The following is a 20939-nucleotide window of genomic DNA, read 5'->3' on the forward strand; positions in this document are numbered from 1 at the left end:
CGAGGCCGCGCACTCCCTGTGGTGCGTCGCTCTGCCCTGATCTAGAGCAGCTCGTACGCCGGTAGCGTCAGGAACTCCTCGTACTTCTCGTCCAGGGCGACCCGCAGCAGCAGATCGTGCGCCCGCTGCCACTCGCCCGCCTCGAAGGTCTCGTCGCCCAACTCCTCGCGCAACTGCGCCAGATCCTCCTGTGCGACTCGCCGCACCAGTTCCGGGGTGACGCGGACCTCGCCCTCGGGGGCGTCGGGCAGCACCACCTGGGCGTCCACCCACTGCCAGATCTGCGAACGGGAGATCTCCGCCGTCGCCGCGTCCTCCATGAGCCCGAAGATGGCGACGGCTCCCATGCCGCGCAGCCAGGCCTCGATGTAACGGGTGCCCACCTGCACGGCGTTGCGCAGACCCGCGTAAGTGGGCCGTGCGCCGGTCGAGTCGACGGCGATCAGCTCGGCGGCGGTGACCTCGACGTCCTCGCGCAGCCGCTCCTTCTGGTGGGGGCGGTCGCCGAGCACCGCGTCGAAGGACTCCTGCGCCACGGGCACCAGGTCGGGGTGTGCGACCCATGAGCCGTCGAAGCCGTCGGCGGCCTCGCGGTCCTTGTCGGCCCGTACCTTCGCCAGGGCCTGCTCGTTGGCCTCCGGGTCGCGGCGGTTGGGGATGAACGCGGCCATGCCGCCGATCGCGTGGGCGCCGCGCTTGTGGCAGGTGCGTACGAGGAGTTCGGTGTAGGCGCGCATGAACGGGGCCGTCATCGTCACCGAGTTGCGGTCCGGGAGGACGAACTTCGCGCCCGCGTCGCGGAAGTTCTTCACGATGGAGAACAGGTAGTCCCAGCGTCCGGCGTTCAACCCCGAGGCGTGGTCGCGCAGTTCGTAGAGGATCTCCTCCATCTCGTACGCGGCGGTGATCGTCTCGATCAGCACGGTGGCCCGTACGGTGCCCTGCGGGATGCCGCAGTAGTCCTGGGCGAAGACGAAGATCTCGTTCCACAGCCGCGCTTCGAGATGCGACTCGATCTTGGGCAGATAGAAGTACGGGCCCTTGCCCATGTCGATGAGGCGCCGGGCGTTGTGAAAGAAGTAGAGCCCGAAGTCGACGAGTGCGCCCGGCACTTGGGCGCCGTCGACGCGCAGATGGCGCTCGTCGAGGTGCCAGCCGCGGGGCCGCATGACGACGGCGGGCATCGTCTCGGCGGGCCCGAGGTCGTAGGTCTTGCCGGAGTTCTCGTCGGTGAAGCCGATGGTGCGCTCGTAGGCGGAGATCAGATTGAGCTGACCGCCGACGACGTTCTCCCACGTGGGGGCGGAGGCGTCCTCGAAGTCGGCGAGCCACACCTTGGCGCCGGAGTTGCACGCGTTGACGGTCATCTTGCGGTCGGTGGGGCCGGTGATCTCCACCCGGCGGTCCTGCAACGCCTCGGGGCAGGGGGCCACTTGCCAGTCGCTCTCGCGTACGTCCGCGGTGTGGGGCAGGAAGTCCAGCGTCGAGGTCCGGGCGATCTCCGCGCGCCGCTCGGCGCGCTGGGCCAGCAACTCGTCGCGGCTGGGCGTGAACCGGCGGTGCAGCGCCGCGAGGAAGTCGAGTGCCTCAGCGGTCAGCACCTCCTCCTGGCGCTCCACGGGAGTCGCATCGACGATCTCGACGGCGGAGGGCGCTCCTGCGGGCATGGTGGGTCACTCCTTAAGGCGGCGGCGTGCGGTCACGGCCGCCGGATCGCGTGCGTACCGGCACGGGGTGCCGCCTGGCGGGCGGCGCTCGTGGAAGCGGTCCTGACTCCCTCCAGGAGAGCCCAAACGCTTCTGAACAGTGGAGACTAGTTTCCTTATGGTGGAAGAATCAAGGGTCTGTTGACATCGAGACATCCCTCACCAGGTCATCGGGCTCAGGGATGGCCCGGAGTGCCAGCCCCGGCCGCGGCGGGGCGGAACGGCCGAGGGGCGCCGGGCAGAGCCCGTGCCCAACACCCTTGCGGATGCTGGGTTTCGCGAGCGGGGACGGCGAAACACCCGGGTCCGAAGCGACGGTCTTCCGTATGCGTGCCGGCGGCGTCCCGAGGGCTCTCCTACGGGCTTCGGAGCTCTACGGGCCACCTCGGCGACCGCTCACGGGCGGGCGCGCCTGAGCCGCTCCAGGTCCTGCGGGGTGTCGATGTCCGAGGGGTCGGCGATGTCCCGGCACTCGACCAGTTCGATCTCGTCCGGCCGGGCACGCAGATAGGCGCGCGCCCCCTGGTCGCCCTCCGCGCTCTTGGCGATCCCCGGCCAGTGGTCCGCCCCGAAGAGCACCGGATGACCCCGCCGCCCCTCGTACGACGCCGCGGCCAGCGTCGCGGTGGAACAGCACAGCGAACGCACCCGCGCGACCGCGCCCGACCCCACGCCCGGCTGGTCCACGAGCAGCACCAGCGCCGCATCCGTGCCCGTGCCGATGAGCGAGTCCAGACCGAGCCGCAGCGAGGAGCCCATTCCCGACTCCCAGTACGGGTTGTCGAGCACCGTGCAGCCGGAGAGTTCGGCCCGTGCCCGCACCTGCCCGGCCGCGGCGCCCAGCACCACGTGCACCTTGTCGCAGCCGCCCGCGCGCAGCGTCCGCACGGCGTGCTCGACCAACGGCCGCCCGCGCAGCGGCAGCAGCGCCTTGGGCCGCCCGCCGAGGCGCCGCCCGCCCCCTGCCGCCAGCAGCAGCCCCGCTACCACGGGGGCGGCCGAGCCCTCCGCCTCGTCCCGCTTGGTCGTCATAGGACCTCTCCTCGGTCGGCACTCGGGCTCCGGCGAATCCGATCCGGCGCTTTCCCCCTCGGCCCTCTATTCCGCCCGATTGTGTACGAGCAGTGCAAGGCGTTGCGAACTTGGCGCTGTGCGCCCCGAATTTCGCCCTCCGTGTGGCGCGGTGTGCGGAGAGTGGCGTTTACTTGGTCGGGCCGGTGGCGTTCGATCCTGTGGGGGATAGACGCACGGCGCCATCTCTGTGGGGGAGAAACTGTGGTGCGAAGCGATGCTGTGGGGCAGCGTGCTATCCGAGTGCCGGACGCCGCGGAGGATGATCCGCGCGTCTGCGGGCTGAGCGCTGCCGTGGCCCGGCTGCGGGCCGAACTGGACGCCTACCCCGCCCGGTTGCACGACAGGCGCACCGCCGAGGACGAACTGGACGCGCTCGACGTGCAGATCGCCGAAGGCGTCCCGTCGTCCGACGGTCTGCGCCACTCCCTGCTGCTGATCGTCGCTGCCGTCGGCTCGGTCAGCGCGCTCGCCGACGCCCTCTCAGGTCTGCGCAACGCGGTCGAACTCTTCGGTGAGGCACAGGAGTTCCGCCGGGTCAACTAGGACCTCGCGTGCCGTCCCTCGCCGTTCCCGGCCAGTCGACTACGTTCCCCGCCGGGAGACCATGCAGCGTTCGTGCGGGACAGGCTCCAAGGCGGCAGGGACAGACGTAAGGGATTCGTTCGAGTCCTTACACGCCGATGACGCGACAGGCCTGACGGGTAGTACCCGGCGAGCGGTTGGGCGAGTGTTCCGGACGGGGCAGGCGACGAAGGTCCGCCGCCCCGCGTCGCCCACGATCGTCTCGGTGCCGCCGGAGGGGCTGATGGTGATGGACGATTTCAGCGCCGGACACCCGTATCCGCACGGTGCCGGGCCGGACGGGGGCACACCCGCCCGACGAGGCGCCCTGCGGCGCAGGTTGAGCGATGGTGCCGCGCGCTGTGTGCGGGCGGTGCGAGCCGTGCCGGCGGGTGCGGTCGTCGCCAGCCTGGTCACGGTCTCGGGGATGACCGTGGTTCTGCAACTGGCGGGCGCTTGGCCGTTCGCCCCTCACGACGTGCCCGACTCGGTTCCCGGCGCCAGGCTGCCCCTGCCGCCGTCGGCCGTCGACGCCGGAGGCTCACCGTCCGGACGCGGGAGCGGCGAGGGGCGTGACGCGGACCGGCCCGAAGATGTGGGCGGCGGAGGCGGGAAGCAGACGAGTGCTCCCGCCGGGGCGGACGACGGGGACCAGGCGAAGGCTCCGCCGACTGCCGGGCAGGGCATGACAGGCCGTACAGGTGAGGCGGGCAATGGCGGCACGGGGAACCGAGGGTGCCGGGCCTCATGGCACGTGGACGGTCAGTGGGAGGACTTCAACGCCACCGTGACGGTCACCGCCACGGCCGGGGAGCGCCTGCGCGGCTGGGAGGTCACCTGGACATGGGCCGACGGGCAGCGACTGGTCAAGGGATGGAACGGGGAGTTCCGGACGTCGGGTGCGGAGGTCGGCGTGCGCAACAGCAGCGGCAGCGCGGGGATCTCACCAACCGGCGAGACCACGTTCGGTTTCCAGGCCACCGGGAGTGGAAGCCCCGCCCCGCGTCTGACCTGCCACTGCCGTTGAGCGCCAACCGTCGTGGAGGGGGCGGCGCTCCACGCCCCCCGGTCCCCTGCCGGACGCGGCGGCGGGTCTCAGCCGCCCGAAGTGCCGTTGCTCGCCAGGGCCTTGGACAACTGCTCCGCCACCTCGTGCATCAGCGGTACGAACTTGTCCGTGGCCGCCTCGGTGACGCGTCCCGCCGGTCCGGAGATCGAAATGGCCGCGGCCGTGGGGGAGTCGGGCACGGGGACGGCGATGCAGCGCACCCCGAGCTCCTGCTCGTTGTCGTCCATCGCATAGCCCGCGGTGCGCACGTGCTCCAGCGCGGCGAGGAAGCCCTCCGGCGTGGTGATGGTCCGCTCGGTCGCCGCGGGCATCCCCGTACGGGCGAGCATCGCGCGCACCTCCTCCGGCGGGTGGCCGGCGAGCAGCGCCTTGCCGACGCCCGTCGAGTGGGGCAGTACGCGCCGTCCGACTTCGGTGAACATCCGCATCGAGTGCCGGGAGGGCACCTGGGCGACGTAGACCACCTCGTCGCCGTCGAGCAGCGCCATGTTGGCGGTCTCGCCCGTCTCTTCGACCAGCCGCGACAGATAGGGGCGCGCCCAGGTGCCCAGCAGCCGGGAGGAGGACTCCCCGAGGCGGATGAGCCGGGGGCCGAGTGCGTAGCGGCGGTTGGGGTGCTGGCGTACATAGCCGCAGGCGACGAGGGTGCGCATCAGCCGGTGGATGGTGGGCAGCGGCAGTCCGCTGCTGCCGGACAGCTCGCTCAGCCCGACCTCGCCGCCAGCGTCGGCCATCCGCTCCAGCAGGTCGAAGGCGCGCTCAAGGGACTGGACGCCGCCGCTCGACGCGGCCGTGGAGGCGCGGGCGTCGCTGGAGGCGGGGTCGGCGGTGGCGGAGTCTCGCCGGTCGGACGACGGCACGTCGCGTTCCTTTCCTGCGGCTTGGGCGCATGCTACCGGCATGGCGGAGGCGGTCCCTTCGACCGCCGCCGGCGCTGATCTCCCGGCAGCGTCCGGCAGATCGCTCAGCAATCCGCGCGGTGGGTATCCGATAGCGGGCTGTGAATTCTGCAAAGTGGAATGGTACTTCCATTTCGTGGAATCTGCCATGCTCTGCGTCTTGACGAGGCGGGAATCCGGCAAGAGGATCTGGCGTCAACAGATTGTTGAAGCGAAGAAGGTGGTCAGGTGCCCGGCGTCCAACTCGTACTGCGCTCGTCACGCGTCGTCACGCCCGAGGGTACGCGGGCCGCCACGGTGAGCGTCGCGGACGGCCGGATCACCGAGGTCGGGCCGTACGACGCCCCCGTGCCGCCAGGGGCGCGGCTGGTGGACACCGGCGACGACGCCGTGCTCCCCGGACTCGTCGACACCCACGTACACGTCAACGACCCGGGACGCAGCGAGTGGGAGGGCTTCGCCAGCGCCACCCGCGCCGCGGCGGCGGGCGGCATCACCACCCTCATCGACATGCCGCTCAACTCCCTGCCGCCGACGACCACCACCGCCCACCTGCGTACGAAGCAGGAGACGGCCCGCCCGCAGGCGCACATCGACACCGGCTTCTGGGGCGGCGCGATACCGGGCAACGTCGGTGAACTGCGCCCGCTGCACGAGGCGGGAGTGTTCGGCTTCAAGTGCTTCCTCTCGCCGTCGGGCGTCGAGGAGTTCCCCCAACTCGGGCCGCGCGAGCTGGAGTCGGCGCTCACCGAGATCGCCGGCTTCGGCGGGCTGCTGATCGTCCACGCCGAGGACCCACAGCGGCTGGCCGCCGCTCCGCAGAAGGGCGGCCCCGCCTACGCCGACTTTCTCGCCTCCCGTCCGCGCGCAGCGGAGAACGACGCGATCGACCGGCTGATCGCGCTCGCCCGGCGGCTCGAAGCGCGCGTACACGTGCTGCATCTCTCCTCCGCCGACGCGCTGCCCGCCATCGCGGGCGCACGCCGTGAAGGGGTGGCGCTGACCGTGGAGACGTGCCCGCACTTCCTCACCCTCGCCGCCGAGGAAGTCCCGGACGGGGCGACGGAGTTCAAGTGCTGCCCGCCCATCCGCGAGCGCGCCAACCAGGACGCGCTGTGGCGGGGCCTCGCCGACGGCACCGTCGACTGCGTCGTCTCCGACCACTCGCCGTGCACCGCCGACCTCAAGGACGGCGACTTCGGCACGGCCTGGGGCGGCATCTCATCCCTCCAACTCGGCCTGCCCGCCGTCTGGTCCGAGGCCCGCCGCCGAGGGCACACCCTCGACGACGTCGTGCGCTGGATGTCCTTCGGGCCCGCGCGGCTCGCCGGGCTGGAGGGCCGCAAGGGCGCCGTAGCGCCCGGCCACGACGCGGACTTCGCCGTCCTCGCCCCCGAGGAGACCTTCACAGTCGACCCGGCGAGGCTCCACCATCGCAATCCGGTCACCGCGTACGCGGGCAGGACGCTGCACGGCGTCGTACGTGCCACCTGGCTGCGAGGCCAGCCGATAGCCGAGGGCGGCCGCCCGCTGCGGCAGGCCGGACGGCTCATCGAGCGGACCGGGGCGAGCGCATGACCCGACGGGACGCTCACCCGGCACGTCAGGGCCTGGAAGCCCCACGACTGCTGAGGACGACCGAGACGCCCGTGAGGACGACCCAGACGACCGAGAGGCGCGACGCATGACGGCCACACATCCAGCCGCCCCCGCCCCCGTACGCTTCACCGGCGACGCCAGCCCGTACGCGGGCGGCGACCCGTATGCCGACTACCGCTGCGCCGAACTGCCCTTCACCCACCACGTCGATCTGGCCGACCGCCGCCTCGGCGCCGGAGTCATGGCCGCCAACGACGAGTTCTTCGCCGAGCGCGAGAATCTGCTGGAGCCCGGCCGCCCCGAGTTCGCCCCCGAACGCTTCGGGCACAAGGGCAAGATCATGGACGGCTGGGAGACCCGTCGCCGCCGCGGGTCCCGCGACGCTCCCCATCCGGCGCCCGGCGACCACGACTTCGCGCTGATACGACTTGGCGCCCCCGGAGTCGTACGCGGAATCGTCGTCGACACGGCGCACTTCCGCGGCAACTATCCGCGTGCCGTCTCGGTCGAGGCCGCCTGCGTGCCGGGTGCCCCCTCACCGGAGGAACTGCTCGACGACGGTACCGAGTGGACGGTGCTCGTCCCGGAGACCGCCGTGGGCGGGCACGCGGCCAACGGCTTCACCGTCGACGACGGCCGCCGCTACACGCATCTGCGCCTCAACCAGCACCCCGACGGGGGCGTCGCACGGCTTCGCGTGTACGGCGAGGTCGCCCCCGATCCCGAGTGGCTGGCGGCGCTGGGCACCTTCGACGTAGTGGCGCTGGAGAACGGCGGCGCGGTGCTGGACGCCTCCGACCGCTTCTACTCGCCGCCCGGGAACACGATCCTGCCGGGACGTCCACGGCGGATGGACGACGGCTGGGAGACGCGCCGCCGCCGCGACAGCGGCAACGACTGGATCCACTACGCGCTGACCGCACAGTCGGCCGTACGTGCCGTCGAGATTGACACCGGATATCTGAAGGGCAACTCGGCGGGCTGGGTGGCACTTTGGGGCAGGGACGGTGAGAGCGCCCCGTGGCGTGAACTGCTGCCCCGCACAAGGCTCCAGCCCGACACCGTGCACCGCTTCCTGCTCGGCGAAGGCGCCGGCGCCGATGACGGCGACGCCGGGGGCGACGGCCCCGCGCCCGCCACCGAGGTGCGGCTCGACATCTTCCCCGACGGCGGCATCGCGCGACTGCGCCTGTACGGCTCACTCACCGCGGAGGGGGCGCGCGACCTGCGCGAACGCCACCGCAACCGAGCTGCGGGGACGTGAACTGCCGGGAAAATTCCCCGACTTGCCGTTGACATGTCATCTACGCGCGTCAGCATGGAGGCATGAGAATCCCCCCACGAATGGCGCGCGTCAGCGCCCTCAGCGCACTGTCCCTGACCCTCCTCATCGGCGGTCCCGCCGCGATCGCGCAGGCGACCGCGGACGCCCCGAAGGCGTCGGCTCCGGCAGCCGCCGCGCCCGCCGACGTCGGCAAGATCTGCGAGTCGAAGCTGCCGAAGGAGGCCCACGAGACCCTCGACCTCATCGACAAGGGCGGTCCCTACCCGTATCCGCAGGACGGGACCGTCTTCGACAACCGCGAAGGCATCCTCCCCGACCAGGAATCCGGCTACTACCACGAGTTCACGGTGGAGACGCCCGGCTCCCCCGACAGGGGAGCCAAGCGCATCGTGACCGGTGAGGAGAAGCAGGAGGACTACTACACCGAGGACCACTACGAGTCGTTCGACAAGGTCGACTTCACCTGCTGACGGCCCTTCGGCGGCCGTAGCGGCAGCGGTGGCAGCAGCAGTCGCGGTCAGCCGGTGGGTGCCGCAGGCCAGGTGAAGGTCGCCACGGCGCCTGCCGGAAGCTCGTACGCCAGCGAGTGACCGGACTCCGTCACGGAGAACTTCCGTGGCGAACCGGCGGAGTTGAGGACGACGGCGGCCCTTGAGCCGTCCGGGTTCTCGAAGACGACGTTCTCGACTCCGCCGGGCTGCTGCGTCGTCGAACCGATGCGACGGGCCCCTCGGTCGACGAACTTGGAGACGTGGCCCAGCGAGTAGTACTCGGCGTTCTTCGCGACGCTGCCGCCGTCGATCTCGACGACGCCGTTGCACCTGGTGCCGCAGTTGCCGAAGTGCGGTCCGCCGTTCTTGTCGAGCGCCATGTTCCACAGCACCACGGTCTCCGCGCCCGAGCGGAGGCTGCGCACGACAAGGTTCTCCGTCTGCCACTTCAGGCTGTCGGCGAAGGTGTTCGCGGGCTCGTCGCTGTCGGTGCCGGAGCACTCGGTGAAGAAGACCCGTCCGCCCGCGTCCCGCACCTGCTGCTGTGCCTCGGGCTCGCCGCCGTAGCAGTGGAACGCGGCGCCCTGCACCCGCTCGATGTCGTCCGTCTTCTCCAGGACTTCGAGCGGATACTCCGGCTTGTCCCAGTTGTGGTCGTAGGCGAACAGCTCGGTGTCCAGCCCCGCCGCGCCGAGCTTCTGGTCCAATACCCGCAGGAAATCGGCCTGTTGGGCCGCGGACATCCCCATCGACGGGTAGGTCGTCTCGAAGAGCGGCTCGTTCTGCGCGGTCAAGTCGTGTACGGGGACGCCCTCTTCGGCGTACGCCCGCACCGCCTTGACGAGGTAGTCCGCATACGCCTCGTAGTTCTCAGGCTTCAGGCTCCCTCCCTCCAGCTTTCCGCTGTCCTTCATCCACGCGGGCGCCGACCAGGGTGTGCCCATCACGCGGATGCCGGAGTTGATGCCGAGCGCCTGGCGCAGCAGCGGCAGGATCTCCTTCCTGTCGCGTTCGACGGAGAAGGAGCCCTGTTCGTCCTCGTAGCTGTAGTACGGGAGCCGGGCCACGAAGTCGGAGCCGCCCAGCGGCTGGCGCAGATAGTCGAGGCCGATGCCGTCTCCGTCCGTGGAGAACAGTCCCTTCATCAGCTTCTCCCTCTCGCCGCCTGGCAGTCGGGAGATCAGACCGGCCGACGCCTCGGTGAGGGAGGCGCCCGCGCCGGTGAACTGCTGCCCCCGTGCGGACGCGTCGACGGCGATGTCGACGTCCTGCTTGCCGCCGTCGAAGGAGACGTCCTCGCCGCGCTCCAGCCGTTTGCCGCCGTCGGCGGTTGTCACCCACACCTGGGCGGTGGCGGCGGCCTCCGGGGCGCCCCAGCGGGAGCCGTGGCCGTCGGCGTGTGCGGCGCCCTCGTCCACGAGGACGTGGGTGCCGGCGAGCAGCGCGAGTGCGGTCGCCGAGGCGGCGAGTCTCGGTCTGTGTGTCACGGTGCGGCTCCTTCGTGTGCGGCGGTCGGTCGGTCGTATGCGATGCGGGTGAGTCGTCTGCGGGGCGGGTGGGGGCGTTTGCGGGCGCTGCGAGGGCGGGCGCCTGGCGGGACCGTGGCCCGGCGAGGCCACGGTCCCGGGCCGGCGCCGTGCCGTACCGGCGTCCGGCTCTGCGGCTGCCTGCTCAGGCCGCGCGGCGTCCCCGGCGCCGGTGCCGGCGCACGATGTCCGCGTACCGGTGCCCGCTGCTCTTGATGGTGCGCCGCTGCGTCGCGTAGTCGACGTGGACGAGGCCGAAGCGCTTGTCGTAGCCGTAGGCCCATTCGAAGTTGTCCATCAGCGACCAGGCGAAGTAGCCCGCGAGGGGCACCCCTTGCCGCACGGCGTCCGCGCAGGCCGCCAGGTGCTCGTCCAGGTAGCGCACGCGCTCCGGGTCGTCGACCTGCCCGTCGGGCCCCACCACGTCGGGGTAGGCGGAGCCGTTCTCCGTGACGTACAGGCAGCGCGCACCGTAGTCCTCGGTCATCCGCACCAGCGTCTTGGTCAGGCCCGGCGCGTGGACCTCCCAGTCCATGTGGGTGCGGCGGGCTCCGGCCGGTACGACCTGGCGGGCGCGGGGCAGCGGGCCCGTGGGGTCGTCGGCGACGAGATTACGGAAGTAGTAGTTCAGGCCCAGCCAGTCCAGCGGCTCGGCGATGGTGGTCAAGTCGCCCGGCCGCTCGGGGAGTTCGACCCCGTACAGCTCCAGCATGTCCTGCGGGTAGCCGCGTCCGTGTATCGGGTCCATCCACCAGCGGTTGGTGTGCCCGTCGGCGCGGCGTGCGGCGGCCACGTCGGCCTCCCTGCCGGAAGCGGGCTCGCAGTGCGTCAGATTGTTGACGATGCCGACCTGGGCGCCGGGCACGGCGGCCCGTATGGCCTGCACGCCCAGCCCATGGCCCAGGTGCAGATGGTAGGAGGCGCGCACCGCGGCCTCGATGTCGGTGAGGCCCGGGGCCATGTGCCCTTCCAGATGACCGATCCACGCCGAGCACAGCGGCTCGTTGAGGGTGGCCCAGTGCTTGACGCGGTCGCCCAGGCGCTCAGCGACGAGCGAGGCGTACGCGGCGAAGCGCTGCGCGGTCTCGCGCACGGGCCAGCCGCCGCGCTCCTGCTGCGCCTGCGGCAGATCCCAGTGGTAGAGGGTGGGGAAGGGCGTGATGCCCTCCTCCAGCAGCGCGTCGGTCAGCCGGTCGTAGAAGGCGAGCCCGGCCTCGTTGACGGCGCCGCCGCCCTCGGGCACGACGCGGGGCCAGGCGATGGAGAACCGGTAGGCGTCGACGCCCAGTTGCTTCATCAGCGCGATGTCCTCGCGCCACCGGTGGTAGTGGTCGCATGCCACGTCCCCGTTGTCGCCGTTGGCCACCGCACCGGGCATGCGGCAGAAGGCATCCCAGATGGACGGGCCGCGCCCGTCCTCGAAGGCGGCGCCCTCGATCTGGTACGAGGCGGTGGCCACGCCCCAGCGGAAATCGGTGGGCAGTGCGAACGGCGCCGCGGTGGCGGTGGAGGCTTCGGTCGCTTCGGACACGGGCTTCCTTTCATACGGGACGAACCGGCGCCAAATGGCTTCGGCGGTACGGCTCGTGGCGGAACTGGATTTGTCCGGCGCGCACGAGGGCGTGACGGACCGACGGCACGGCTTCGTGCCGTGACGGTGGCAGGACGGGACGACGGGACGGGTGCTACGTCGGCCGGGAGGCCGTCCGCCGGGCCGGGGCGGCGGGGCCGAACGGCCCGGCGGTCGGGGTGGGTTGACGGTGCGAACCAGGGACCGGCCGCGTCACGGCGCTGGTTGGGAACGCGGCGCCCGATGAGGGGTCCGGCGTGGGTCCGGGCGGCGGTCCGGTCTGGGCTCTCTAGGCGTTGTTCACTTGACGGCTCCCGCGGTCAGGCCGGTGACGAGATACCGCTGAAGCAGCAGGAATCCGGCGACGATCGGCACGCTCGCGACGAGCGATGCGGCCATGACCTGGTTCCAGTAGACCTGTGTCTGTGTGGCGTAGCCCTGGAGCCCGATCGCGAGGGTGCGTGTGGTCTCGTTCGTCATCACCGAGGCGAAGAGGACCTCGCCCCACGCCGTCATGAACGAGTAGACGGCCACGGCGACGATCCCGGGCACCGCGGCGGGCACCACGACGCGCATCAGCGCGCCGAGCGGCCCGCAGCCGTCGGTGAGCGCCGCCTCGTCCAGATCGCGGGGGATGGAGTCGAAGTACCCGATCAGCATCCAGATGGAGAAGGGCAGGGTGAAGGTGAGGTAGGTGACGATGAGCGCGCCGCGCGACCCGTACAGCGCGATGCCCGTCGCGTTGCCGAGGTTGACGAAGATCAGGAAGAGCGGCAGCAGGAAGAGGATGCCGGGGAACATCTGCGTGGAGAGGATCGTCACCGTGAACAGGCGCTTCCCGCGGAAGCGGTAGCGGCTGACGGCGTAGGCCGCGAACGTCGCGATCAGCACCGAGCATCCGGTCGCCGCGCCCGCCACGATCAGCGAGTTGACGAAGTAGTCGGCCAGCGGGACCGTGCTCCAGATGTCCACGTACGGACTGATCGTCAGCACGCTGGGGATCCAGCGGAAGCGGTCCGTCACATCCTCCAGCGGCTTGAGCGAACTGCTCACCATCACCAGCAGCGGCGTCGCCGCGAACAGCGTGAGCAGGGTCAGCACGACCCGCCGCGTCCATACGAAGGACAGCGGCGGCGCCGTCGGGGAGGCGGCGCGGGAACCGGTGCGTCCATAGCCCCGGCCGCCGCGCGAGCCGGAGCCCCGCGCGGTGCCCGTTCCGCCGTCGTCCGCACCGGCCGCGGGTGCGGGACCGCCCGGTCCGGCCTCGTGCCGGGAGCCGCCCGCGGGGGCGGTCGTCGCCGTGGCCTCAGACATCGCGCTTCCTCCCCGCGCCGGTCGCCAGCAGATAGCCGCCCGTCACCAGCAGCAGGAAGAGCAGCAGCAGCACGGACATCGCCGAGCCGGAGCCGAAGTCCCAGGTGACGAAGGACGCTTGGTAGATGTGAATGGAGATCAGGTCCGCCGCCTCGGGTGCCGACTTGCCGAACAGGATGTACGGCACGTTGAAGTCGTTGAACGTCCACAGGAACAGCACCAGCACCAGTACCTGGTTGACGGGGCGCAGCGAAGGCAGCGTGATCCGGCGGATCTGCTGCCGTATGCCTGCCCCGTCGACCTGCGCGGCCTCGTACAGCTCCTTCGGGATGTTCTGGAGCGCGGCCATCAGGATCAGGAAGGCGAACGGCCAGGTACGCCACACCGCTACGACGACGAGCGCCACGAAGCTGTTGTCGCCGATGAGCCAGAACGGCTCGGAGTCGGTGAGCCCCAACTGGTCGTGTATGACGTGGTTGACCATGCCGCCGTCGCGCTGGAGCAGGAACGACCAGGTGATGACGGCGGTGTAGACGGGCAGCGCGTACGGCGTCAGGAACAGCGCGCGCAGCACGCCCCGCCCGCGGAAGGACTCCTGCATCAGGATCGCCGCGGTGACGCCCAGCAGCCAGGCCAGCGAGACGGCCAGCACCGTGAACGCGCAGGTGACGAGGAACGAGTGCAACAGGGCTTCGCCGACCGGGGCGTTGACGTCCACGGCGATGCGGAAGTTGTCCGCGCCGGTCCAGGGCGCCTCGCCCCAGTTGCGGATGTACTGCTGCGTCAGCTCCTTGAAGCTCATCACCACGCCGACTGCCATCGGCGCCAGATGGATGAGGAGTTCGAGGACGAGCGCCGGCAGCAGCAGGAGATACGGGAGTCCGGCCCGGCGCAGGCGGTCGGGGAGGATGCGCCTGCGCCGGGGGCGTGAGGGCCCGTCGTCGGCCGCGCCCGCCGAGGGGGCGGCGGCCTCGGAGCCCGGTGGGGGGCTGAGAGTGGTCATGGTTCCGGCTTACTTCCGCATCTGCTGCTGCGCGGCGGACAGTTCCTTCTTCACGGACGCGGTGGTCACCTTGCGTCCGGCCGCGGCGTCGGCGAAGAGTTCCTTCGTGGCGTTGCCGACCAGCGTCTCGAACTTCGACTCGTCGGGGACCTGCGGCAGCGGAGCGGAGGAGGAGCTGAGCACCTCGCGCAGCACCTTCAAGTCCGGTGTGTCGAACGCCTTGTCGCTGCGTGCGGCCTTCACCGGCGGGATCGATCCATAGGCGGCGTTGAGGGTCCGCTGCTCCTCGTCGGAGGTCATGAACTTCGCGAACTTCAGCGAGCCGTCGATGTTGTCGGTGTTCTTGAAGACGGCCAGGTTGATGCCCGCGACCATCGACCTGGTGCCCTTCTCGCCCGAGCCCTTCGCCTGCACGGGTACGGGGGCGACGCCGTACTCGTCGGACTTCATGCCGTTGGACTTCAAGCTGGTCGCGGCGGCCTGCCACAGCAGCATGGCGGCCTTGCCTGTGGCGAAGTCGCGTACGGACTCGCGCTTGGCGTACTCGGCGTTGCCCGGGGGCGCGATCTTCTCGGCGGCCAACAGGTCGACGTACTGCTTCACGGCCTTCACGGCGCCGTCGGAGTCGAACGTGGGCTTGCCGGACGGGTCGAAGAAGTCGTGGCCGTGCTGCTTGCCGAGGATGAAGGCGTGGTGGGAGTTCTCGACGGGGTCCCCGCCCTCGACGGCGATTCCGTACTTGCCGTCGCCGGTGAGCTTCTTGCCGTCCTTCACCAACTCGTCCCAGGTGGCGGGGGGTTCGTCGATCCCCGCGTCCTTGAACATCTTCTTGTTGTAGTAGAGCCCGTAGGCGAGGGAGTAGATCGGCAGGGCCGCGGGGTCCTTCTGCGGTGCTCCGGCGGCTGCCAGCGCCGACGGCTGGAAGCGCTCGGCGCCCCCGACCTTCTTCATGTGCTGCTCGTCCCAGGCCAGCAGCGCGCCCGTCGCCTGGAGCGACGCGGACCAGGTGTTGCCGATGTTGAGCACGTCGGGGCCCTGACCGGAGGACGTGGCCGCGAGGATGCGGTCCAGCAGGCTGTCCCACGGGATCACTTCGAGCTTGACCTTGATCCCGGTCTGCTTCTCGAAGCGCTTCAGCTCAGGTGTCAGCACCTTCTTGTCGTGGGCGATGCTGGTGCCCTGGTTGCTCGCCCAGTACGTCAGCTCCTTCGGGTTGTCGTTGCTGCCCTCTCCGTCGGTCGTGCTGCCGCCGCCGCAGCCGGCGGTGACGGCTGTGAGTGCGGCGGCGAGTGTGACGGCGGCTGCGTTGCGTGCCCGGCTTCTGCGCATGGCGACGGCCCCTCCCCGAGGCTCCTGCGTTCGGACCCTGAATGGTCCGAACCATTAATTTCACGGCGTGAGTTAAGTAGTGAGAGAAGTGGGCGTCAAGACTTCTGACAGAGGTAGATTGGCCGGGGAGGGCAGCACATGCGCGGACAGGACAGTCGTACGGTGCGCGACCTGCGGCGGAGCAACCGCGCGGCCGTGCTTCGCCGACTCTATTTCGAAGGCCCCCTCAGCCGGCAGGAGTTGGGCCCGGCGACCGGTCTCAGCTCCGGGTCGATAAGCAATGTCGTCACCGAACTCCTCGCGGAGGGCGTGCTGGAGGAGGCCGGGTCCGTCGGATCCGACGGCGGGCGCCCCCGCACACTACTGCGCGTAGCGCCGCACAGCGCCTGTCTCGTCGGGGTCGACGTCGGCGAAACCCGCGTGCGCGTCGAGCTGTTCGATCTGATGCTCAGTGAAGTGGCGCGCAGCGAACAGCCGTTGGACGACGGCGGGCACGACGCGTCGCTCGTCGTACGGCTCATCGAGAAGGGCCTCGCCGCGGTGCTCGCCAGGGTCGACGAGTCGACGGGGCCGCTGCTCGGCGTGGGCGTCGGCGTCCCAGGCATCGTCGAACGGCGCGCGCACCGCGGGGCGTTGGTGCACGGTCAGACCGTCGGCTGGGACGCCGTGCCCCTGGAGGAGATGCTGCGGGAGTCCGCCGGGCTCGCCGGGAGCGGCGGCGCGGGCAGTGTCCTCGCCGGGCTGGGCGCACCCGCCCGCCACGGCGCGCCGTCGGTCCCGCTGCACATCGGCAACGGCGCCAAGACGCTCGGTCAGGCCGAGATGTGGTTCGGGGCGGGCTGCGGGGCCCGTGACGCCGTGATCGCGCTGATCGGCTCCGGGGTGGGGGCGTGCGTGGTCACCGGCGGCGAACCCTACGGCGGTGCCTCCAGCGGCGCCGGGGAGTGGGGCCATACGGTGCTCGCCGTCGGCGGCAGGCGCTGCCGCTGCGGTGCGAGCGGTTGTCTGGAGGCGTACGTCGGAGCGGGCGGGATCATCGCGCGCTGGCGCGAGGCCGGGGGCGAACCGGCGAGCGCCGACGAGGAGTCAGCCCTCGCGGAACTGCTGGCCACCGGGCAGGCCGAAGGGCCGGAGGCGCGGGTCGCGAAGGCCGTGCTGGAGGAGACCGCGGAGTATCTGGGAGCGGGCATCGCCGATCTGGTCAACCTCTTCAATCCGGAACGGATAGTGATCGGCGGCTGGGTCGGACTGCTGCTGGGCCCACGCCTGCTGCCCGCTGTGCGTGCCGCCACGGACGCGTACGCTCTCCGGTATCCGGCTGCCCGTACGGCCGTGGAACTGTGCAGACTCGGCCCGGACGCGGTGACGGTGGGCGCGGCCACGCTGCCGCTGCGCCGATTCCTCGACGCGGGAGGAAGTCCGCCCCCGGGGGTGGCATTGTCCGTATGAACGGGTAACGTCTCCACAGAGAGTGATGCCATGGTGGCAGATGTGAGGAGACTTCTAGGGGGAAATGGGTGGTAAACGGACCGGAGGCCATTACGTGCGGTGAGGCGATGCTGCTGATGCTCGCCGAGCCCGGCATGCCGCTGGACCGCGCGACCTCCTTCCGCCGCTCCGTAGCGGGCGCCGAGTCCAATGTCGCGCAGGGACTCGCGCGCCTCGGCCACTGGGCACGCTGGATCGGCAGGGTAGGCGACGACCCGGCGGGCGAGGCCGTTCTGCGCGAGCTGCGCGCCGACGGAGTCGATGTCTCCGGCGCCGAGATGGACCCCACGGCCCCGACCGGGCTGCTGCTGCGTGACAGCCACGCACGGCGAGCGATCGACGTGCAGTACTACCGAGCGGGCTCCGCCGCCTCGTATCTCTCCCCGGACCAGATCCGCACGGAGATGCTGGAGGGGGCGCGGGTCGTGCACGTCTCGGGCATCACGCCGATGCTCTCCGAGCCCGCCGCGCAGGCCACTTGGGCACTTCTCGAGCGTGCCCGCCAGGTCGGCGCCGCGGTCTGCTTCGACCCGAACGTACGGCGGAAGCTGGGCACCGAGCACGAGTGGATCCGTACGGTGGGGCCCCTGCTGCGCGAGGCCGACCTCGTCATCGCGGGCGAGGACGAGCTGGAGCTGCTGCTCGGCGGCGGCGCCGAGGAGACCTCCAAGGCCCTGCTGACGATGGGCAGGGCCCGCACCGTCGTCGTCAAGCGCCGCGACCACTCGGCCGCCGCCCTCGGCCGCGACGGCGAGTGCACACAGGAGCCGTTCGACGTCCCGGTGAGCGACCCGGTCGGCGCGGGCGACGCGTTCGCCGCGGGCTGGCTCTCCGCGTGGCTGCGCGGGCAGGAGGCCGAGCAGTGTCTGGCCGAGGCGGCGTGCGTGGCGGCCCTGGTCGTCCAGGCCCCCGGGGACACCGACGGGCTGCCCACGGCCTCCGCCCGCGACCGTGCCCTCGCGGGATTCCGCCAGGGCTCAGACTCCGTACACCGCTGAGATCCCTCCCGGGCACCGCCCGGACGAGAAGAGAGGCGGCGAACTGCCGTGTACCGATGGGAAATCACCCGTTCCGCTCTTGAGCAGCGCGTATTCGCCATCGTCCGCAGCGACAGCTACGAGCGAGTCACGGCCCTCGCCGACACCCTTCTCGGCGCGGGCATCACCAGTCTGGAGATCTCGCTCACCACGCCCTACGCCCTGGACGCCGTAGCCACCCTGCGGCGTGAGACAGGCGAGGACTGCATCATCGGAGCCGGCACCGTCCTGGACGCCTCAGCCGCACGCGCCGCGGTGGACGCGGGCGCCCGCTTCCTCGTCTCGCCCGCGCTCGACGCGGAGGTCATCAGCACCGGCCACCGCTACGGGGTGCCGGTCTTCCCCGGCGTCGCCACCCCCACGGAGATGGTGCGGGCGCTGGAGCTGGGCGCCGACGCGCTGAAACTCTTCCCGGCCTCCGGGCACGACCCGGGGTGGCTGAGGGACGTACGGGCCGCGCTTCCGCAGGCGCCGCTGCTGCCGACGGGCGGCGTCACCGTGGAGAACGCACCGGAGTGGATCGCCGCCGGGGCCGTCGCCTGCGGCATGGGGTCCGCGCTGACGGAGGGCGACAGGGAGGCCGTGGCCAAGCGCGTCACGGTGCTGCTCCAGCGGCTGGAGGAGGCCGCCGTTCCGGACCGGGCGCGCGGCAGACGCGGGCACTGAACGGGGCGCCCGCGCCCGCCCGTGTGCCACCCCTGGTGCGTCCCACGGGCGGATCGCCCCTTCGGTCCGCCCGGAGCTCCGCTCCTTCGGTCCGCCTCAACGGGCCCGCGACGTACGGGACTTACGCACCCTTCGGCGCCGTTCGCACCCGTACCGGCGGGCGTCGAACCGTACCGCCGCTCCTGGTCGTCGAGTCCGTCCCAGGGGGCGGGCCATGGGTTCCGGACGTAGCCGGGCGCTCACCCTCCGACTGCCTGTACGACTCCACGACGGAGGACCCGCATGTTCCGCCTCACATGCCTCCCGAACCCCCACCTGACGGGCACATGAGCGACTTAGTCTGTGCCCAATGAGAATCAGGGAGTGCAGGGAAGAGGATGTGGCGGTGCTCGACGAGCACATGCCCTCTCCCGGTGCTGCCTCCGGCCACGCCTCCCGCTTTCTGCGCCACCGCGAAGGCGTCAGCACGCTCCTCGTCGCCTGGCGCGACGACGGACGCCCCGTCGGAAGCTGCGAGGTCCTCTGGGAGGGCTGCCAGGCGCCCGAGGTCAGGGCCGTACATCCGGAGTGCTCGGAGATCAGCGGGCTCGGCCTGTGGCCGGAGGCCCTGCGCTCGCAGTGCGTCGGCACCGCGCTCATCGACGCCGCCGAGCAACTCGTGCTGCGCCGGGGCCGGTCGAGCGTCGGCGTCGGTGTCGAGAAGAACAACCCGCGCACCCAGGACCTCTACAAGAGCCTCGGCTACCGCCCCTCGACGCCGTATCTCGACTGCGGTTCCTACGAGGACAGCGCGGGGCTCGTCCACCGGGTGGCCGACGCCTGTACGTTCATGGTGAAGGATCTTGCACCGGTGCCGTCCGGCGAGGAACCGGCGGTAAGGGGAACGTAGGACCAGCCGCGGGCCCCGCCGCCCCCGGGTGAGGACAACCCGGTCGTCCAAGGCGCGGGACCCGGGCGGCGATTCACGGCACGTCGCCGAACTCGCAGCGCTCGACGGTCCATTGACGCGCCTTCTCGCTGAGGCTGATGCCCAGCCCGGGGCGCGCGGGCAGCCGCATCCGGCCGCCGCTGATCTCCAGGCGCTCCTCGAACAGCGGCTCCAGCCAGTCGAAGTGCTCCAGCCATGGCTCGTACGGATAGGCCGCCGCGAGGTGCAGATGGATCTCCATCGCGAAGTGCGGTGCGAGCTGGAGGTGTCGATGCTCGGCGAGCGCGGCCAGCTTGAGGAACTGCGTGATGCCGCCGATGCGTGGTGCGTCGGGCTGGATGACGTCGGCCGCGTCGTTCCGTATCAACTCCCAGTGCTCGGCGACGGACGAGAGCATCTCACCGGTGGCGACAGGGGTGTCCAGGGCGGCGGCCAGCGAAGCGTGGCCCTGTGCGTCGTGGGCGTCCAGCGGCTCCTCCAGCCAGACCAGTGCGAACTCCTCCAGCGCACGGCCCATGCGCAGCGCCGTCGGGCGGTCCCACTGCTGGTTGGCGTCGGCCATCAACGGCACGTCGTCGCCGAGGCGTTCGCGTACGGCCGTAAGCCGCCGCAGGTCCTCGCGGTGGTCGGGGTGGCCCACCTTGATCTTGATGCCGCCCACGCCGTCGGCCAGCGAGGCCGAGGCGTTCTCCACCAGCTCCTCGACGGGTGCATGCAGAAAGCCGCCCGAGGTGTCGTAGACGCGGACCGAGTCCCGGTGCGCACCGAGCAGTTTCGCCAGCGGGAGCCCCGCACGACGGGCCTTGAGGTCCCACAGGGCGACGTCGAACGCGGCCAGCGCCTGGGTGGCCAGGCCGCTGCGGCCGACGGAGGCGCCCGCCCACACCAGCTTCGTCCACAGCCGGTCGATGTCGTTGGGGTCCTCGCCGATCAGGTCGGGGGCGACCTCCCGGGCGTGGGCGAACTGTCCCGGTCCGCCTGCCCGTTTGGAGTAGCCGAAGCCGATGCCCTCGTGGCCCTGTGCGGTCGTCAACTCGGCGAAGAGCAGGGCGACTTCGGTCATCGGCTGCTGTCTGCCGGTGAACACCTTGGCGTCGCTGACCGGCGTGCCGAGGGGCAGGCGTACGGACGAGAGCGTGACCGAGCGGATCGTGTCGGGGTGCGTGGCGGCGTCGCCGTCCGGCAGATCGGCCGCGTGGCCGGCCGCATCGTCGTCGGCGTGGTCGTCGGCGTGGTGCGTCGTGCGTTTCGTGTTCACGTTCATGTCCCGGGCGGCTATGGGGCGTTGCGCGCGACTGCCGACGCGCATCGTCTCCATATGTAGACGCTGTTTCATATCCAAGACAAGGGGGAGGCGCCGCGAACCCTCAGCCGCAGCGGTTCGGGCCCGCTGA

At 71.0% G+C, this 20939-nt stretch carries 18 protein-coding genes; 9 read left to right on the forward strand and 9 right to left on the reverse strand.

The genetic code is table 11. From position 1 onward, the window contains the following. Positions 1 to 41 precede the first annotated feature (41 nt). Positions 42 to 1667 (reverse strand): malate synthase A, encoded by a 1626-nt coding sequence (gene aceB / locus MMA15_RS24000; protein ID WP_241062241.1) that lies wholly within the window; start codon positions 1665 to 1667, stop codon positions 42 to 44. 435 nt (positions 1668 to 2102) lie between these two features. Then, positions 2103 to 2738 carry a nucleotidyltransferase family protein gene (locus MMA15_RS24005; RefSeq protein WP_241062243.1) on the reverse strand — a complete coding sequence of 212 codons (636 nt, stop codon included), beginning with the start codon at positions 2736 to 2738 and terminating at the stop codon, positions 2103 to 2105. A gap of 246 nt (positions 2739 to 2984) precedes the next feature. Between MMA15_RS24005 and MMA15_RS24010 the strand changes: the two genes are divergently transcribed. Continuing rightward, complete coding sequence (locus MMA15_RS24010) at positions 2985 to 3323, forward strand: DUF5955 family protein (RefSeq protein WP_308290585.1); 339 nt, start codon at positions 2985 to 2987, stop codon at positions 3321 to 3323. A 184-nt stretch (positions 3324 to 3507) separates the two neighbouring features. Then, on the forward strand, positions 3508 to 4368 hold the full coding sequence (locus MMA15_RS28330; protein WP_241062247.1) for a cellulose binding domain-containing protein: 861 nt from the start codon (positions 3508 to 3510) through the stop codon (positions 4366 to 4368). Between the two features lie 68 nt (positions 4369 to 4436). Here MMA15_RS28330 and MMA15_RS24020 read toward each other — a convergent pair whose 3' ends face one another. Further along, positions 4437 to 5270: an IclR family transcriptional regulator gene (locus tag MMA15_RS24020; protein WP_241062253.1), complete on the reverse strand. Its 834-nt coding sequence runs from the start codon at positions 5268 to 5270 to the stop codon at positions 4437 to 4439. A 267-nt stretch (positions 5271 to 5537) separates the two neighbouring features. Here MMA15_RS24020 and allB point away from each other — a divergent pair, with 267 nt between their 5' ends. The 3 genes from allB to MMA15_RS24035 all read left to right on the forward strand — a co-directional run bounded on the left by allB (position 5538) and on the right by MMA15_RS24035 (position 8663). After that, positions 5538 to 6887: an allantoinase AllB gene (gene allB / locus MMA15_RS24025; RefSeq protein WP_241062255.1), complete on the forward strand. Its 1350-nt coding sequence runs from the start codon at positions 5538 to 5540 to the stop codon at positions 6885 to 6887. A gap of 106 nt (positions 6888 to 6993) precedes the next feature. After that, positions 6994 to 8172, forward strand: coding sequence for an allantoicase (alc, locus tag MMA15_RS24030; RefSeq protein WP_241062256.1), 1179 nt, complete (start codon positions 6994 to 6996; stop codon positions 8170 to 8172). Positions 8173 to 8234: 62 nt separating this feature from the next. Continuing rightward, positions 8235 to 8663: a guanyl-specific ribonuclease gene (locus MMA15_RS24035; protein ID WP_241062258.1), complete on the forward strand. Its 429-nt coding sequence runs from the start codon at positions 8235 to 8237 to the stop codon at positions 8661 to 8663. A gap of 47 nt (positions 8664 to 8710) precedes the next feature. On the opposite strand, the gene MMA15_RS24040 is transcribed toward MMA15_RS24035, so the two are convergent. The 5 genes from MMA15_RS24040 to MMA15_RS24060 all read right to left on the reverse strand — a co-directional run bounded on the left by MMA15_RS24040 (position 8711) and on the right by MMA15_RS24060 (position 15426). Then, a complete protein-coding gene (locus tag MMA15_RS24040) occupies positions 8711 to 10102 on the reverse strand; it encodes a glycoside hydrolase family 30 protein (RefSeq protein WP_372498371.1) in 1392 nt (463 codons plus the stop codon). Positions 10103 to 10355: 253 nt separating this feature from the next. Continuing rightward, positions 10356 to 11741: a GH1 family beta-glucosidase gene (locus tag MMA15_RS24045; protein ID WP_241062266.1), complete on the reverse strand. Its 1386-nt coding sequence runs from the start codon at positions 11739 to 11741 to the stop codon at positions 10356 to 10358. Between the two features lie 339 nt (positions 11742 to 12080). Further along, positions 12081 to 13094 carry a carbohydrate ABC transporter permease gene (locus MMA15_RS24050; protein WP_241062267.1) on the reverse strand — a complete coding sequence of 338 codons (1014 nt, stop codon included), beginning with the start codon at positions 13092 to 13094 and terminating at the stop codon, positions 12081 to 12083. Beyond that, complete coding sequence (locus tag MMA15_RS24055; RefSeq protein WP_241062268.1) at positions 13087 to 14097, reverse strand: carbohydrate ABC transporter permease; 1011 nt, start codon at positions 14095 to 14097, stop codon at positions 13087 to 13089. The genes MMA15_RS24050 and MMA15_RS24055 overlap by 8 nt, the downstream gene beginning before the upstream one ends. 9 nt (positions 14098 to 14106) lie before the next feature. Beyond that, positions 14107 to 15426, reverse strand: coding sequence for an ABC transporter substrate-binding protein (locus tag MMA15_RS24060; RefSeq protein WP_241062269.1), 1320 nt, complete (start codon positions 15424 to 15426; stop codon positions 14107 to 14109). Positions 15427 to 15564: 138 nt separating this feature from the next. On the opposite strand from MMA15_RS24060, the gene MMA15_RS24065 reads away from it, so the two are divergent. The 4 genes from MMA15_RS24065 to MMA15_RS24080 all read left to right on the forward strand — a co-directional run bounded on the left by MMA15_RS24065 (position 15565) and on the right by MMA15_RS24080 (position 19506). Continuing rightward, complete coding sequence (locus MMA15_RS24065) at positions 15565 to 16875, forward strand: ROK family transcriptional regulator (RefSeq protein ID WP_241062270.1); 1311 nt, start codon at positions 15565 to 15567, stop codon at positions 16873 to 16875. A gap of 68 nt (positions 16876 to 16943) precedes the next feature. After that, positions 16944 to 17912: a sugar kinase gene (locus tag MMA15_RS24070; protein ID WP_241062271.1), complete on the forward strand. Its 969-nt coding sequence runs from the start codon at positions 16944 to 16946 to the stop codon at positions 17910 to 17912. Positions 17913 to 17960: 48 nt separating this feature from the next. After that, the gene (locus tag MMA15_RS24075) at positions 17961 to 18617 is read left to right on the forward strand and encodes a bifunctional 4-hydroxy-2-oxoglutarate aldolase/2-dehydro-3-deoxy-phosphogluconate aldolase (RefSeq protein ID WP_241062272.1); all 657 of its coding nucleotides are present in this window, start codon (positions 17961 to 17963) and stop codon (positions 18615 to 18617) included. Between the two features lie 349 nt (positions 18618 to 18966). Beyond that, positions 18967 to 19506 (forward strand): GNAT family N-acetyltransferase, encoded by a 540-nt coding sequence (locus MMA15_RS24080; RefSeq protein ID WP_241062273.1) that lies wholly within the window; start codon positions 18967 to 18969, stop codon positions 19504 to 19506. Between the two features lie 73 nt (positions 19507 to 19579). On the opposite strand, the gene MMA15_RS24085 is transcribed toward MMA15_RS24080, so the two are convergent. Then, entirely contained in the window at positions 19580 to 20809 is a 1230-nt protein-coding gene (locus MMA15_RS24085) for an L-talarate/galactarate dehydratase (protein ID WP_241062274.1), read from the reverse strand. Positions 20810 to 20939: the final 130 nt, after the last annotated feature.

Source organism: Streptomyces marispadix (assembly GCF_022524345.1).
In the GTDB taxonomy this organism is placed as follows: domain Bacteria; phylum Actinomycetota; class Actinomycetes; order Streptomycetales; family Streptomycetaceae; genus Streptomyces; species Streptomyces marispadix.

Bases quoted from the DNA above. Each gene is read 5' to 3' on its own strand.
- MMA15_RS24050 (WP_241062267.1), bottom strand. From the start codon at position 13,094: ATGTCTGAGGCCACGGCGACGACCGCCCCCGCGGGCGGCTCCCGGCAC.
- alc (WP_241062256.1), top strand. From the start codon at position 6,994: ATGACGGCCACACATCCAGCCGCCCCCGCCCCCGTACGCTTCACCGGC.
- MMA15_RS24055 (WP_241062268.1), bottom strand. From the start codon at position 14,097: ATGACCACTCTCAGCCCCCCACCGGGCTCCGAGGCCGCCGCCCCCTCG.
- MMA15_RS24085 (WP_241062274.1), bottom strand. From the start codon at position 20,809: ATGAACGTGAACACGAAACGCACGACGCACCACGCCGACGACCACGCC.
- MMA15_RS24005 (WP_241062243.1), bottom strand. From the start codon at position 2,738: ATGACGACCAAGCGGGACGAGGCGGAGGGCTCGGCCGCCCCCGTGGTA.
- MMA15_RS24035 (WP_241062258.1), top strand. From the start codon at position 8,235: ATGAGAATCCCCCCACGAATGGCGCGCGTCAGCGCCCTCAGCGCACTG.
- MMA15_RS24080 (WP_241062273.1), top strand. From the start codon at position 18,967: ATGAGAATCAGGGAGTGCAGGGAAGAGGATGTGGCGGTGCTCGACGAG.
- MMA15_RS24060 (WP_241062269.1), bottom strand. From the start codon at position 15,426: ATGCGCAGAAGCCGGGCACGCAACGCAGCCGCCGTCACACTCGCCGCC.
- MMA15_RS24065 (WP_241062270.1), top strand. From the start codon at position 15,565: ATGCGCGGACAGGACAGTCGTACGGTGCGCGACCTGCGGCGGAGCAAC.
- aceB (WP_241062241.1), bottom strand. From the start codon at position 1,667: ATGCCCGCAGGAGCGCCCTCCGCCGTCGAGATCGTCGATGCGACTCCC.